This is a genomic window from Pseudomonas sp. LB1P83, assembly GCF_054897885.1.
Genome location: NZ_CM142709.1, coordinates 992,814 through 1,006,787 on the forward strand (window position 1 = coordinate 992,814; position 13,974 = coordinate 1,006,787).

14 protein-coding genes are annotated in these 13,974 nt (G+C 58.7%); 11 read left to right on the forward strand and 3 right to left on the reverse strand.

Going from position 1 to position 13,974, the window contains the following annotated elements; all coding sequences use genetic code 11:
• The first annotated feature begins 8 nt into the window (after positions 1–8).
• Both ftsB and ispD read left to right on the forward strand, forming a co-directional pair.
• Positions 9–287, forward strand: coding sequence for a cell division protein FtsB (ftsB, locus tag ACYZTY_RS04360; RefSeq protein WP_008028992.1), 279 nt, complete (start codon positions 9–11; stop codon positions 285–287).
• On the forward strand, positions 284–991 hold the full coding sequence (gene ispD, locus ACYZTY_RS04365) for a 2-C-methyl-D-erythritol 4-phosphate cytidylyltransferase (protein WP_461957447.1): 708 nt from the start codon (positions 284–286) through the stop codon (positions 989–991). Before ftsB ends, ispD begins: the two co-directional genes overlap by 4 nt.
• A gap of 164 nt (positions 992–1,155) precedes the next feature.
• Here ispD and ACYZTY_RS04370 read toward each other — a convergent pair whose 3' ends face one another.
• Positions 1,156–2,052 carry a LysR substrate-binding domain-containing protein gene (locus tag ACYZTY_RS04370; protein WP_461957448.1) on the reverse strand — a complete coding sequence of 299 codons (897 nt, stop codon included), beginning with the start codon at positions 2,050–2,052 and terminating at the stop codon, positions 1,156–1,158.
• Positions 2,053–2,159: 107 nt separating this feature from the next.
• On the opposite strand from ACYZTY_RS04370, the gene ACYZTY_RS04375 reads away from it, so the two are divergent.
• The 8 genes from ACYZTY_RS04375 (at position 2,160) to rpoS (ending at position 9,304) form a co-directional block, all read left to right on the forward strand.
• Entirely contained in the window at positions 2,160–3,272 is a 1,113-nt protein-coding gene (locus ACYZTY_RS04375; protein WP_131059174.1) for an S-(hydroxymethyl)glutathione dehydrogenase/class III alcohol dehydrogenase, read from the forward strand.
• 8 nt (positions 3,273–3,280) lie between these two features.
• Positions 3,281–4,126, forward strand: a complete 846-nt coding sequence (gene fghA, locus ACYZTY_RS04380) for an S-formylglutathione hydrolase (RefSeq protein WP_461957449.1) — start codon at positions 3,281–3,283, stop codon at positions 4,124–4,126.
• A gap of 53 nt (positions 4,127–4,179) precedes the next feature.
• Complete coding sequence (gene ispF, locus ACYZTY_RS04385; protein WP_010462780.1) at positions 4,180–4,653, forward strand: 2-C-methyl-D-erythritol 2,4-cyclodiphosphate synthase; 474 nt, start codon at positions 4,180–4,182, stop codon at positions 4,651–4,653.
• Complete coding sequence (truD, locus tag ACYZTY_RS04390; RefSeq protein WP_461957450.1) at positions 4,650–5,708, forward strand: tRNA pseudouridine(13) synthase TruD; 1,059 nt, start codon at positions 4,650–4,652, stop codon at positions 5,706–5,708. The genes ispF and truD overlap by 4 nt, the downstream gene beginning before the upstream one ends.
• A complete protein-coding gene (surE, locus tag ACYZTY_RS04395) occupies positions 5,696–6,445 on the forward strand; it encodes a 5'/3'-nucleotidase SurE (protein ID WP_059407838.1) in 750 nt (249 codons plus the stop codon). The genes truD and surE overlap by 13 nt, the downstream gene beginning before the upstream one ends.
• A gap of 41 nt (positions 6,446–6,486) precedes the next feature.
• Positions 6,487–7,122: a protein-L-isoaspartate(D-aspartate) O-methyltransferase gene (locus tag ACYZTY_RS04400; RefSeq protein WP_461959249.1), complete on the forward strand. Its 636-nt coding sequence runs from the start codon at positions 6,487–6,489 to the stop codon at positions 7,120–7,122.
• Between the two features lie 211 nt (positions 7,123–7,333).
• Positions 7,334–8,191 carry a peptidoglycan DD-metalloendopeptidase family protein gene (locus tag ACYZTY_RS04405; RefSeq protein ID WP_461957451.1) on the forward strand — a complete coding sequence of 286 codons (858 nt, stop codon included), beginning with the start codon at positions 7,334–7,336 and terminating at the stop codon, positions 8,189–8,191.
• Positions 8,192–8,296: 105 nt separating this feature from the next.
• Positions 8,297–9,304, forward strand: coding sequence for an RNA polymerase sigma factor RpoS (rpoS, locus tag ACYZTY_RS04410; RefSeq protein ID WP_056856224.1), 1,008 nt, complete (start codon positions 8,297–8,299; stop codon positions 9,302–9,304).
• Between the two features lie 470 nt (positions 9,305–9,774).
• Here rpoS and fdxA read toward each other — a convergent pair whose 3' ends face one another.
• Positions 9,775–10,113 (reverse strand): ferredoxin FdxA, encoded by a 339-nt coding sequence (gene fdxA, locus ACYZTY_RS04415; RefSeq protein WP_461957452.1) that lies wholly within the window; start codon positions 10,111–10,113, stop codon positions 9,775–9,777.
• A gap of 142 nt (positions 10,114–10,255) precedes the next feature.
• On the reverse strand, positions 10,256–12,835 hold the full coding sequence (gene mutS, locus ACYZTY_RS04420; RefSeq protein ID WP_461957453.1) for a DNA mismatch repair protein MutS: 2,580 nt from the start codon (positions 12,833–12,835) through the stop codon (positions 10,256–10,258).
• 199 nt (positions 12,836–13,034) lie between these two features.
• Here mutS and ACYZTY_RS04425 point away from each other — a divergent pair, with 199 nt between their 5' ends.
• Positions 13,035–13,769, forward strand: coding sequence for a LexA family transcriptional regulator (locus ACYZTY_RS04425; protein ID WP_461959250.1), 735 nt, complete (start codon positions 13,035–13,037; stop codon positions 13,767–13,769).
• The last annotated feature ends 205 nt before the right edge of the window (positions 13,770–13,974 follow it).

The window sequence follows — 13,974 nt, forward strand, 5'->3', positions numbered from 1 at the left end:
GATATTCGATGCGCAGTCCCAATTGGTTGTTCCTCGTCTTGCTCTTGCTGCTGGCTGGCCTGCAATACCGCCTGTGGGTGGGTAATGGCAGTCTGGCGCAAGTGGCCGAGCTGACTCAGCAGATCGCGGATCAACACGCTGAGAACGAAGGGTTGCTGGAACGCAATCGGGTCATGGACGCTGAAGTCAGTGAGCTGAAAAAAGGCATGGAGACCGTCGAAGAGCGGGCTCGCCATGAGTTGGGCATGGTCAAGGACGGTGAAACCCTTTACCAGTTGGCCCAATGATCCAGTCGTTTCCGGCCTTCTGGGCCGTGATTCCTGCCGCGGGCGTCGGTGCCCGTATGGCTGCGGACCGTCCCAAGCAATACTTGCAACTGGGCGGGCGCACTATTCTCGAACACAGCCTTGGCTGTTTCCTTGATCATCCTGCCCTGAAGGGGTTGGTGGTCAGTCTTGCTGTTGATGATCCTTATTGGCCGAACCTGGCGTGTGCTACCGATCCGCGCATTCAGCGGGTAGACGGTGGCGACGAGCGTTCCGGTTCGGTGCTCAATGCCTTGCTGCATCTGCATGTGCTGGGTGCTGACGATGAAGACTGGGTGCTGGTTCACGACGCCGCACGGCCGAATCTGAGCCGTGATGATCTGGACAAGTTGCTGACAGAGTTGGCTGATGATCCGGTGGGTGGGCTGTTGGCAGTGCCGGCACGCGATACCCTCAAGCGGGTCGACAAGCACGGTCGCGTGGTTGAAACCGTGGATCGCAGCGTGATCTGGCAAGCCTATACGCCGCAGATGTTTCGCCTTGGCGCGTTGCATCGGGCATTGGCTGACAGTCTGGTGGCGGATGCTTTGGTGACTGATGAGGCTTCGGCCATGGAGTGGGCAGGGCTGGCACCACGCTTGATCGAAGGCCGTTCCGATAACCTCAAGGTCACACGCCCTGAAGACCTGGAATGGCTGCGTCAGCGTTGGGCCAATCGTCGCTGATTTTCTCGGGTTAAGTGTTATCCCCAATCGCGAGCAGGCTCACTCCTACAAGGTTTATTGGTGTACACAAAATTTGTGTATTTCCCCGTCCACTGTAGGAGTGAGCCTGCTCGCGATTGCGGTAGGCCAGGCAATCGATCTCTTGCTGGCAAGCCAGCGAACACCTAGCTCCGATACTCCGGCCTTTCAGCCAATCCTTCCTTCAAATAATCCACCAACTTGCGCACCTTCGGCGACAGATGCCGTTGCTGCGGATAAAGCGCCCAAACAGCCGTGTTCGGCGGTTGGTGCGCTTCCAGCAGAGAAATCAATTCACCGTTTTTCAGATACTCCAGCACGTAATAATCAGGCAGCTGACACAGCCCGACACCCTGTAGCGCCGCATCCAATACCGCTTGCCCACTGTTGCAGCGCCAGTTTCCCTGTACCCGTTGCGAAAATTCCCGCCCGTTCTGTTCCAGTTGCCACATGTCCGAACTGCCGATCAGGCAATTGTGGCGGCTGAGTTCCGACAAACTGTGTGGGCGACCATACCGTTCCAGGTAGGACGGTGATGCGCACAAGTACATGCGCCGTGGTGCCAGGCGTGTGGCGACCAGTCGCGAATCCTGAAGACGGCCGAGACGGATCGCCAGGTCCAGCCCTTCGTGCACGAGATCGAGCGGGCGGTTGCTCAGTTCAATGTCGACGCGCAGTTGCGGATAGACGCCCATGAAGCGGGTCACCAGCGGCACGATGAAGCGTTCGCCATACGCCACGGCGCAGGTCATGCGCAGCATCCCCTTGGGCTCGCTGGTCAAGTCGCCGACCGCGCGCAAGGCTTCTTCGCGACCATCTTGCAAACGCTGGCAATGCTGCAAAAAGGTTTGCCCGGCTTCGGTCAGCGTGACCCGGCGGGTGCTGCGATAAAGCAGACGGGTCTGAAGACGCTCTTCGAGGCGTACGATTTGTCGACTGACGTGAGAGGAAGAAACCCCAAGCCGTTCCGCAGCCGCCGTGAATTGGCTGCACTCGGCCACGGCGACAAACTCGTCGATCCCTTCCCAGCGATTTTCGGACATCAAGGATTATCCCTGTATGGCAATAATGTTTTGCTTTTGTCCGGATTATTCCTCGTAAAGCGGTGTATTACACTCCCTGTCTCGTTTTTATTCACTGGAGAATCCACATGATCAAGTCGCGCGCTGCCGTTGCCTTCGAGGCCAAGAAACCTCTCGAGATCGTCGAAGTCGATGTCGCCATGCCCAAGGCTGGTGAAGTTCTGTTGCGTGTGGTGGCCTCCGGTGTCTGCCATACCGATGCCTACACCCTGTCGGGCGCTGACCCGGAAGGCATCTTCCCGTCGATCCTGGGTCACGAAGGTGGCGCGGTGGTTGAAGCGATCGGTGAGGGCGTGACCTCCGTCGCCGTCGGCGACCATGTGATCCCGCTGTACACCCCGGAATGCCGTCAGTGCAAATTCTGTCTGTCGGGCAAAACCAACCTCTGCCAGGCCATTCGTGCCACGCAAGGCAAAGGTCTGATGCCGGACGGTACTTCGCGCTTTTCCTACAAGGGCCAGCCGATTTTCCACTACATGGGTACCTCGACTTTTTCCGAGTACACCGTGCTGCCGGAAATCTCCGTCGCCAAGATTGCTAAAGAAGCGCCACTGGAAAAAGTCTGCCTGCTGGGCTGCGGTGTCACCACCGGCATCGGTGCGGTACTCAATACCGCCAAGGTAAAACCGGGTGACACCGTGGCCATTTTTGGTCTCGGCGGCATCGGTCTGTCGGCCGTGATCGGCGCGGTCAAAGCCAAGGCTGCGCGGATCATTGCCATCGACATCAACCCGGGCAAGTTTGAGATCGCCAAGCAGCTGGGTGCAACCGACTGCGTGAACCCGAAAGATTTCGACCGCCCGATCCAGGAAGTCATCGTCGACATGACCGATGGCGGCGTCGACTTTTCCTTCGAGTGCATCGGCAATGTCCAATTGATGCGCGCCGCACTTGAGTGCTGCCACAAGGGTTGGGGCGAGTCGGTGATCATCGGCGTGGCCGGTGCTGGCCAGGAAATATCCACCCGTCCATTCCAGTTGGTGACCGGTCGCGTCTGGCGCGGTTCGGCATTCGGCGGCGTACGCGGTCGTACCGAGTTGCCAAGCTATGTCGAAATGGCCGAGACCGGCGAAATTCCGCTGGATACGTTCATCACCCACACCATGGGCCTGGAAGACATCAACAAGGCATTCGACCTGATGCACGAAGGCAAAAGCATCCGTAGCGTCATCCATTTCTGAGGTCGGTCATGAGCCTGGAAAATATCTCCTGCCAGAAAAGCTTCGGCGGCTGGCACAAACGCTACAAGCACCGCTCCGATGTGCTCGGCTGCGACATGGTGTTCGCCGTGTACCTGCCGCCGCAAGCGGAGCAGGGCGGCAAGCTGCCGGTGCTGTATTGGTTGTCCGGCCTGACCTGCACCGATGAAAATTTCATGCACAAGGCCGGCGCGATGCGCATGGCCGCCGAGCTTGGATTGATCATCGTTGCGCCAGACACCAGCCCGCGCGGCCCTGATGTGCCGGGCGATCCGGATGGTGCCTGGGACTTCGGTCTCGGTGCCGGGTTTTATCTGAATGCCACGCAGGAACCATGGTCGCGTCACTATCGGATGCATGACTATGTCGTGCAGGAATTGCCGGCATTGGTCGAAGCCCATTTTCCGGCGTCGGACAAGCGCGGCATCAGCGGTCACTCCATGGGCGGCCACGGTGCGCTGGTCTGTGCCTTGCGCAATCCGGGGCGATATCATTCGGTGTCGGCGTTCTCGCCGATCAACAACCCGATGGATTGCCCGTGGGGCCAGAAAGCCTTTTCCCGTTACCTGGGTGAAGACCGGTCGAAGTGGCGCGAATGGGATGCCTGTGCATTGATTGCCGAGGCTGACGAGCAGTTGCCGTTGCTGGTCGATCAAGGTGATCGCGATGATTTCCTCGCCACTCAGCTCAAGCCTGAAGCTTTGCAACAGGCTGCCAAACTGGCCGGTCATCCGCTGACGTTGCGCCTGCAACCGGGCTACGACCACAGCTATTTCTTCATCGCCAGTTTCATCGACGACCACTTGCAACATCATGCGCGCGCTCTAAGCGCCTAATGTCCGACAAAGCAGGTAGAATCACGCCCTGACAAAAATCGGGGCGTTTTTTTATGCGTATTGGCCACGGCTATGATGTGCACCGTTTCGCTGAAGGCGATTTCATTACTCTGGGCGGTGTGCGCATTGCACACGGCTTCGGGCTGCTCGCTCACTCCGACGGTGACGTCCTGCTGCACGCCTTGAGCGATGCCTTGCTCGGCGCTGCTGCGTTGGGTGATATCGGCAAGCACTTCCCGGACACCGACCCGACATTCAAGGGCGCCGACAGCCGAGTGCTGTTGCGTCACGTCGTCGCACTGATCCACGCCAAAGGCTGGAAAGTCGGCAACGTCGATAACACCATCGTCGCCCAGGCGCCAAAAATGGCCCCGCATATCGAATCGATGCGCGCGCTAATTGCCGCGGATCTTCAAGTTGAGTTGGATCAAGTGAACGTGAAAGCTACCACCACCGAAAAGCTCGGCTTTGTCGGTCGCGAAGAAGGCATTGCCGTGCATTCCGTTGCCTTGTTGCTGCGCGCATGAACGAAGCGCAATTGCTCGGCCCGCGGGCCTATGGTGAAGCCCTCGGCACTGCGGTTTTAAAAGCCACGGCGGAAGATTTCCAGGTCGATGAAGTGCTTGATATCCCCCTCAGTGGCGATGGCGAACACCTGTGGATCTGGGTGGAAAAACGCGGCCTGAATACGGAAGAAGCGGCACGACGGATCGCCAAGGCGGCGGGCGTGCCGTTGCGCACCGTCAGTTATGCGGGCCTCAAGGATCGCCAGGCGCTGACCCGCCAGTGGTTCAGCGTGCAACTGCCGGGCAAGGCTGATCCTGATTTGTCGGCGGCGGAAAACGACACGCTGAAAATCCTCAAGACTGGTCGGCACAAGCGCAAGTTGCAACGCGGTGCCCACTCGGCCAACGGCTTCACCTTGCGCCTGACGCAATTTGCTGGCGACAAGGCAGCCATCGAAGCGCGACTGCAACTGATCGCCAAGCAAGGTATTCCGAATTATTTCGGCGCCCAGCGTTTCGGGTTCGACGGCGGTAACGTGGTCGATGCCCGTGCCTGGGCCGCGCGTAAAGCACTGCCGGAGCAGCGCAACGTGCGTTCGCGTCTGCTCTCCACTGCCCGCAGTTTTCTGTTCAATCAGGTGTTGGCGGCGCGTGTGGCCGATGGTACCTGGCAGCAAGCGCTGGTCGGCGATCTGCTGGCCTTCACCGACAGCCGCAGTTTTTTCCCGGCAGGTGTTGCCGAGTGCAGCGACCCGCGCCTGGCGATTCTCGACCTGCACCCGACCGGTCCTCAGTGGGGCGAAGGTGACTCGCCGGCGACCGGCGCTGTCCATGTACTGGAGCAGGCAATCGCCGCTCGCGAAGCGGATCTGCGCGATTGGTTGATTAACGCCGGAATGAGCCACGAACGTCGCATCCTGCGGCTGCCCATTGGTGGGTTGACGTGGCATTATCCCGAGCCTGACATTCTGCAACTGGAATTCGTCCTCCCGGCCGGATGCTTTGCCACCGTATTGGTGCGCGAGCTTGTTGATCTGGTGCCGGTGGGGCAGACGGACAGCCCATGCGTATTCTGATTTCTAACGACGATGGGGTGACCGCACCCGGTCTCGCCGCGCTTTATGCTGCGCTGGCGGATTACACCGAGTGCGTGGTTATCGCCCCGGACCAGGACAAAAGCGGCGCCAGCAGCTCGCTGACGCTCGACCGTCCGTTGCACCCGCAAACCCTGGCCAACGGCTTTATCAGCCTGAACGGCACACCCACCGATTGCGTGCACCTGGGCCTTAACGGCTTGCTGGAGCGCGAACCGGACATGGTGGTTTCCGGCATCAACCTGGGCGCCAACCTGGGCGACGACGTGTTGTATTCCGGCACCGTCGCTGCGGCACTTGAGGGGCGTTTCCTTGAGCGTCCTTCGTTCGCCTTTTCGTTGGTCTCACGGCAAGTGGAGAACCTTCCCACAGCCGCGTACTTTGCGCGCAAGCTGGTCGAGGCCCACGCTGACCTCGAATTGCCACCGCGCACGGTATTGAACGTGAATATTCCCAATTTGCCGCTGGATCACATTCGCGGTATCCAGCTAACCCGCCTCGGGCACCGCGCACGTGCTGCGGCGCCGATGAAAGTGGTCGACCCGAGAGGCAAATCCGGTTACTGGATCGCCGCCGCCGGGGATGCCGAAGATGGCGGCCCGGGCACCGATTTTCATGCGGTGATGCAGGGCTATGTGTCGATTACCCCGCTGCAACTGGATCGCACCTTCAATGATGCCTTCAGAAGTCTCGATGGCTGGTTGGAGGGACTGCGCTAATGGCTCGTGAACAAGACGATATGCTGCGTCGCGGTATCGGGATGACCTCGCAACGGACCCGCGAACGCCTTATTCAGCGCCTGTATGAAGAGGGCGTTTGCAACGCCAAGGTGCTGGAAGTCATCCGTCGCACACCGCGTCACCTGTTCGTCGACGAAGCGCTGGCTCATCGCGCCTACGAAGACACGGCGCTGCCGATCGGCCACAACCAGACCATCTCCCAGCCTTATATGGTGGCTCGCATGAGCGAGCTGCTGCTGGAAGCCGGTCCGCTGGACAAGGTGATGGAAATCGGCACCGGTTCGGGCTACCAGACGGCGGTGCTGTCGCAGCTGGTTGAGCGGGTGTTTTCCGTGGAGCGCATCAAGGTTTTGCAGGATCGGGCCAAGGAACGCCTGGTGGAGCTGAACCTGCGCAACGTGGTGTTCCGGTGGGGTGATGGTTGGGAAGGCTGGCCGGCACTGGCGCCGTACAACGGCATTATCGTCACTGCGGTGGCCACCGACGTACCTCAGGCGCTGCTCGATCAGTTGGCGCCAGGCGGGCGACTGGTGATCCCTGTCGGCTCCGGTGAGGTGCAGCAACTGATGCTGATCATCCGCGAAGAACAAGGCTTTTCCCGTCGTGTTCTGGGGTCGGTTCGCTTTGTGCCACTGCTCAACGGACCGCTGGCCTGAGCATTTATTCAGGCGCGCTGAATTCTCTTCGATTGCCCGGGTCTTACAGCGGCATCGAAGTGTTAAACGGGATTCATCGGCAGCCAGCAAACGTGTGCGCGAAACGATTTTGCTTCATTAAAGGTAAAGCCTGTTTGGCCCGTTATACTTGCGACATTTCGTGCCAGAACACGGCAATCCACAATTTCAGCCACCACAAAGGGAGCGGCGGGTGAGTCTCACAGTCATTGCGCAGCGTATGGGTACAAAGAGCTTTCAGCGCCTGGTGACTGGCCTCGTCTTGAGCACCTTGCTGGTCGGTTGCTCCAGTTCCAAAACGAGTGACGTGCGTGTCGTCGACCGCAACAAGACCGTCGCCCAGCGTCCGGCGGTGACCACGGGTCAGTACGTCGTTCGACCCAAAGATACGTTGTTCTCGATCGCTTTTCGCTACGGCTGGGACTACAAAGCCCTCGCCGCACGGAACAATATTCCTACGCCGTATACGATCCACCCGGGTCAGACAATTCGCTTCGATGGTCGCCCCGGTTCAACCCCGGCGCCGGTCGCCAGCGCTACCGATTCAACGCCTTCGTCGTCGCTGAAAACCACGGTAATCCGGCGCCAGCCTAATGGCGCAACTACGAGCACACCGGTGGTTGCACCGTCCGTCGGCAGCAAGCCGACCCCGGCTCCGATGCCCCCAGCCGGTCCGGCCCCGACCGGCTGGGGATGGCCTTCTAATGGCATCCTGATTGGAAAATTCTCTTCAAACGGCAGTTTGAATAAAGGAATTGATATCGCCGGGGATTTGGGACAGCCTGTTTTAGCTGCGTCTGATGGGACGGTGGTATACGCCGGGAGTGGCTTAAGGGGCTACGGCGAATTAGTCATCATCAAACACAGCGATACCTACGTCAGTGCCTACGGACATAACCGCAGGCTGTTGGTTCGGGAGGGGCAGCAGGTCAAGGTCGGACAGACAATTGCCGAAATGGGGTCAACGGGTACAGACCGGGTGAAACTGCATTTTGAGATTCGCCGACAAGGTAAGCCTGTAGATCCGCTGCAATTCCTGCCACGTCGTTGATTTGTTGTCAGCCTGTTCCGTCACGTAGAGGGAACAGGCTCCAGCGTTGCCAAGGATAAAGGCGCCGCTTGAGCTTGAGGTCGAACTCACCAAAGGACTATAACAATGGCTCTCAGTAAAGAAGTGCCGGAGTTTGACATCGACGATGAGGTTCTCCTTATGGAGACCGGCATCGGTACGGATTCGATGTCGAATGATGAAGGGGCTGCTCCACCTTCCGTTCGTGCCAAATCCAAACACTCCGCTTCGTTAAAGCAACACAAGTACATCGATTACACGCGGGCACTCGATGCCACGCAGCTGTACCTCAATGAAATCGGCTTTTCCCCATTGCTCTCCCCGGAAGAAGAAGTTCATTTTGCGCGCTTGTCGCAAAGTGGTGATCCAGCCGGGCGCAAGCGCATGATTGAAAGCAACCTGCGGCTGGTGGTGAAGATCGCCCGACGTTACGTCAATCGTGGGCTGTCGCTGCTGGACCTGATCGAAGAGGGCAACCTTGGACTGATCCGGGCAGTGGAAAAGTTCGACCCTGAACGCGGCTTCCGCTTTTCGACCTACGCTACCTGGTGGATTCGTCAGACCATCGAGCGCGCAATCATGAATCAGACCCGGACCATCCGGTTGCCGATCCATGTGGTCAAAGAGCTTAACGTGTACCTGCGGGCTGCACGGGAGCTGACTCAAAAGCTCGATCACGAACCCTCGCCTGAAGAAATTGCCAACCTGCTGGAAAAACCAGTGGCAGAGGTCAAGCGCATGCTCGGCTTGAACGAGCGGGTTTCTTCGGTCGACGTCTCGCTGGGTCCGGATTCGGATAAAACCCTGCTGGACACCCTCACGGATGACCGCCCAACCGATCCCTGTGAACTGTTGCAGGACGACGACCTGTCCCAGAGCATCGATCAATGGCTTTCGGAGCTGACCGACAAGCAACGCGAGGTGGTGGTACGCCGCTTCGGCCTGCGCGGTCACGAGAGCAGCACGCTTGAAGATGTGGGCCTGGAAATTGGCCTGACCCGGGAACGGGTCAGACAGATTCAGGTGGAAGGCCTGAAACGTCTTCGGGAGATTCTCGAGAAGAATGGCCTGTCGAGCGAGTCGCTGTTTCAGTAAGCGGCAAGCTTGAGAGGCATTAAAAAACCCCGACTGGTACGGGGTTTTTTATTGCCTGGGATATGGGTGGCAATCGACTCAGGTTTGTAGTCTTGCGCTGTAAGTCTTTGCTTACTCTCTCGTAAGTGTTCGTTATTTTTACAGCGTGGCTGTCGTCCATCTTCCTCCACATGTGTGTCTATCTATCTGATTTTTATGATTGTTTTTTAATGTTAAAAGCATATGACAAACGGTTTCGGTGATTTTGGCCGATTGCTCTTGGTAGTGAACTCTCTAGTATCTGAACTGTGTCGACGGACAGACACGCCCTTCAAGGATGAGGGGAAGGGACATCGCAGGAAGCGATTCATCAGGACGATGAAAAGGAACACAGGGAATAGGGAAAAAATGTGGGCGGGTCAAACCGCCCCTTTTTTTGCCTGCAGAAAAGCAAAAAGGCCCGCGAGGGCCTTTTCGAGAACGCGGGCTAATCAGCGTTCGAGGTCTTTAAGTTTGCTACCTACAGATTTATTGATGACGCGATCAAACTTTTCAGCATCGGGCATCGATTCTTTCTTCTCGGTGATGTTCGGCCAGATTTCGGCCAACTCCACGTTCAGCTGAATGAATTCCTGCATGTCTTGCGGGACTTCATCTTCCGAGAAGATGGCCACGGCAGGGCATTCTGGTTCGCACAGTGCGCAGTCGATGCACTCATCCGGGTGAATCACCAGGAAGTTCGGGCCTTCGTAAAAGCAGTCCACCGGACAGACTTCTACGCAGTCGGTGTACTTGCACTTGATGCAGTTGTCGGTGACGACGAAGGTCATTTCTAATTTTCTCCTCAGGCGGCGGCAGCGGAGCCCCTTCACGTTGGGGTCGCCAGGTTTGGGAGCGATAGTCTGCAGGCCAGGCTATTAGCCTGCAGCATCCCAAACCGCGCGAGATTCTAACAGCTTGCAGGCAAGTGCGTTAGATCCGTGTCTTTAGTGCATAGAGCATTTCCAGCGCGCGACGCGGTGTCATGTCGTCCAGATCAAGTTTGGCCAGTTCATCCAGCACCGGATGCGGCAGGCTGGCGAACATATCGCTCTGCTGCGGCGCGGCCGGTTTGCCTTTGCCTGGCTTCGGAACTTCATGCGGAAGTGCGGTGGCTTCCAGTCGTCCCAGGTGCTCGCGAGCACGCACGATCACTTCGCTAGGCACGCCGGCCAGTTGCGCAACCGCCAAGCCGTAGCTCTGGCTGGCAGGCCCGGGCAGCACGTGGTGCAGGAACACGATGCGCTCGTTGTGCTCGGTGGCATTGAGGTGAACGTTGGCCACCAGCGGTTGCGCCTCCGGTAGCACCGTCAGCTCAAAATAGTGGGTGGCGAACAGCGTGTAAGCCCGCAGATGGGCCAGGCGTTCGGCGGCGGCCCAGGCCAGGGACAGGCCGTCGAAGGTGCTGGTGCCGCGACCGACTTCGTCCATCAGCACCAGACTGCGTTCGGTGGCGTTGTGCAGAATGTTCGCGGTTTCGCTCATTTCGACCATGAAGGTCGAGCGTCCGCCCGCCAGGTCATCGCTGGAGCCGATACGGGTGAAGATCCGGTCCACCAGCGACAATTCGCAACTGGCCGCCGGCACGAAACTGCCGATGTGCGCCAGCAGCACGATCAACGCGGTCTGACGCATGTAGGTGGATTTACCGCCCATGTTCGGACCGGTGATCACCAGCATGCGCGTATTGTCGTCAAGGCTCAGGTCGTTGGCCACGAACGGTGTGGTCAGCACTTGCTCGACCACCGGGTGGCGACCCTGGGTGATGCGCATGCACGGCTCGTCGACGAAGCGCGGGCAGTTCAGGTCGAGGTTCAGGGCGCGCTCGGCAAGGTTGCTCAGCACGTCCAGTTCGGCCAGTGCGGCGGCGGTGTCTTGCAGCGGCGGCAACTGGGCGATCAGGTCTTCGAGCAGCGCTTCGTAGAGCATCTTCTCGCGGGCCAGGGCACGGCTCTTGGCCGACAGCGCCTTGTCTTCGAACGCTTTCAATTCCGGGGTGATGAACCGCTCGGCACCTTTCAACGTCTGGCGGCGGATGTAGTCGGCCGGCGCCGACTCGGCCTGCTTACTCGGCAACTCGATGAAGTAGCCGTGAATGCGGTTGTAACCGACCTTCAGGTGCGACAGACCGGTACGAGCCTTCTCGCGCGCTTCCAGATCGATCAGGAATTGCCCGGCGTTTTCGCTGAGCGATTGCAGATCGTCGAGTTCGCTGTCGTAACCGGTTTTCAGCACGCCGCCGTCACGGATCACCGCGGGCGGGTTGTCGATGATGGCCTTTTCCAGCAGTGCCGCGAGTTCGGGGTAGGTGCTGGTGGTCTTCGCCAGTTGAATGATGTGGGGAGCTTCCAGCTCGGTCATCGCCACTTGCAACTCAGGCAGTGCACCGAGCGCATCGCGCAGGCGAGCCAGGTCACGAGGACGCGCATTACGCAGGCCGATCCGCGCCAGGATCCGCTCGATGTCGCCGATTTCCTTGAGCTGCGGTTGCAGTTTTTCGAAACGGTAACCGTCGAGCAGGCAGGTGATCGAGGTCTGGCGTGCCAGCAATACAGTGAGATCGCGCAGCGGACGGTTCAGCCAACGCGTCAGCAGACGACTGCCCATGGCCGTCTGGCAACGATCGACCACCGATTGCAACGTGTTGTCGCGCCCGCCCGCCAGGTTGGTGTCCAGTTCGAGGTTGCGACGGCTCGCGCCATCCAGCACCACGGTGTCGTCCAGACGTTCATGACGCAGGCTGCGCAAGTGCGGCAGGGCGGTGCGCTGGGTTTCCTTGGCGTAGCTGAGCAGGCAACCGGCGGCGCCGATGGCCAGGGTCAGGTTTTCACAGCCAAAACCCTTCAGGTCCTGAGTGGAAAATTGCTGGCAAAGACTTTTCAGCGCCGAGTCGCGCTCGAAATCCCACGGCGCACGGCGACGAACCCCACGACGTTTTTCCGCCGGCAGATCCTTCGGCCAGTCATCCGGGATCATCAGCTCCACCGGATTGACCCGCTCCAGTTCCGCCAGCAGGTTTTCCCAGCCTTTGATTTCCAGCACGGTGAAGTTGCCGCTGGTGATGTCCAGCACGGCAAGACCGAACAGACGCTCATCCCCCAGCACCGCCGCGATCAGGTTGTCCCGACGCTCATCCAGCAGCGCCTCATCACTGACCGTACCCGGCGTGATGATCCGCACGACCTGACGATCCACCGGCCCTTTACTGGTGGCCGGATCGCCGACCTGCTCACAAATCACCACCGACTCGCCGAGCTTGACCAGTTTCGCCAGGTAACCTTCGGCGGCGTGGTAAGGAATCCCACACATCGGAATCGCCTGACCGGCCGACTGCCCGCGGGCCGTCAGGGTGATGTCCAGCAACTTGGCGGCCTTCTTCGCGTCTTCATAGAAGATCTCGTAGAAGTCGCCCATGCGGTAGAACATCAGCTGGTCGGGGTGCTGGTTCTTCAGGCGCCAGTACTGCTGCATCATTGGCGTGTGGGAGGACAGATCGGAGAGTGCTTTATTCATCGGATATCAGGCAAATTCGTTGAAAGGTGTAGGGCAAAGGAGGGACATCGGCCCGGCTTTTCCGCGATGGTCGCAAGGTTAACATGAGCGGTCTGCTGGGCGCAGGCATGAACGCCCTGCTGCACATTTCTGCTGCCTATGCACGATTTATGCAAAACAGCATTTGTCTTCCGAAAAAAGTTCAAGCACTATGCCCGTTATGCAAAAACGCAATGTTTCTACCGTCCTAAGAGCGCTGCTCGATCAGCACGGGATCTCCCCCACGGAGCTTCACCGTCGCACCGGCGTGCCTCAATCCACTCTCTCGCGGATCCTCAGCGGGAAGATCGTCGATCCTTCGGATAAACACATTTCGAAGATCGCCGAGTACTTCGCCGTGAGCACCGATCAGTTGCGGGGGCGCGCGGATGTCGCTGCAACCGTCAATACCGGGCGCGATCAATTGCATTCCGAACTCAAGGACATAAGTCTGTGGGACGACGATACGCCTGTCGATGATGACGAGGTGTCGGTCCCCTTTCTTCGCGAGGTTGAATTGGCTGCTGGATCAGGAAGATTCGTCATCGAAGAGAGCGAACGCTCTAGTCTGCGCTTCGGCAAGCGCAGTCTGCGCCACAACGGCGTGCAGTTCGATCAGGCCAAATGCGTGACGGTGCGCGGCAACAGCATGTTGCCGGTGCTGCGCGATGGCGCCACCGTTGGCGTGAATGCGGGCAAGTGCGGGATTGGCGACATCATTGATGGCGACCTGTATGCCATCAACCACAACGGCCAGTTGCGCGTGAAACAGCTTTATCGCTTGCCCACCGGCATTCGCCTGCGCAGCTTCAATCGCGATGAACATCCGGACGAGGACTACACCTTCCAGGAAGTCCAGGAAGAGCAAATCGTCATCCTCGGCCACGTTTTCTGGTGGGGCATGTACGCCCGTTAACCTCACCGCCGTCCGCTAAAACCCGTCCGAGAGCGGGTTTTTTTTCGCCTGCCAAAAACCGCCAGCGCCTTTGTTTGCAGGACTTTGATGCGTCAGTGCATTTGTCACGCATAAATAAATGCATTTATGCATTGACTGTATATGCATCCATGCATACTCTTTGTCTCAAGCCGCTCAACAAAGCAGCTCGAAACGAAGCTCTTTA

Coding starts and splice junctions, on each gene's coding strand:
- ispD (WP_461957447.1), top strand. CDS start 284: ATGATCCAGTCGTTTCCGGCCTTCTGGGCCGTGATTCCTGCCGCGGGC.
- fdxA (WP_461957452.1), bottom strand. CDS start 10,113: ATGACCTTCGTCGTCACCGACAACTGCATCAAGTGCAAGTACACCGAC.
- rpoS (WP_056856224.1), top strand. CDS start 8,297: ATGGCTCTCAGTAAAGAAGTGCCGGAGTTTGACATCGACGATGAGGTT.
- ACYZTY_RS04400 (WP_461959249.1), top strand. CDS start 6,487: ATGACCTCGCAACGGACCCGCGAACGCCTTATTCAGCGCCTGTATGAA.
- mutS (WP_461957453.1), bottom strand. CDS start 12,835: ATGAATAAAGCACTCTCCGATCTGTCCTCCCACACGCCAATGATGCAG.
- fghA (WP_461957449.1), top strand. CDS start 3,281: ATGAGCCTGGAAAATATCTCCTGCCAGAAAAGCTTCGGCGGCTGGCAC.
- ACYZTY_RS04425 (WP_461959250.1), top strand. CDS start 13,035: ATGCAAAAACGCAATGTTTCTACCGTCCTAAGAGCGCTGCTCGATCAG.
- surE (WP_059407838.1), top strand. CDS start 5,696: ATGCGTATTCTGATTTCTAACGACGATGGGGTGACCGCACCCGGTCTC.
- ispF (WP_010462780.1), top strand. CDS start 4,180: ATGCGTATTGGCCACGGCTATGATGTGCACCGTTTCGCTGAAGGCGAT.
- ftsB (WP_008028992.1), top strand. CDS start 9: ATGCGCAGTCCCAATTGGTTGTTCCTCGTCTTGCTCTTGCTGCTGGCT.
- ACYZTY_RS04375 (WP_131059174.1), top strand. CDS start 2,160: ATGATCAAGTCGCGCGCTGCCGTTGCCTTCGAGGCCAAGAAACCTCTC.
- truD (WP_461957450.1), top strand. CDS start 4,650: ATGAACGAAGCGCAATTGCTCGGCCCGCGGGCCTATGGTGAAGCCCTC.
- ACYZTY_RS04370 (WP_461957448.1), bottom strand. CDS start 2,052: ATGTCCGAAAATCGCTGGGAAGGGATCGACGAGTTTGTCGCCGTGGCC.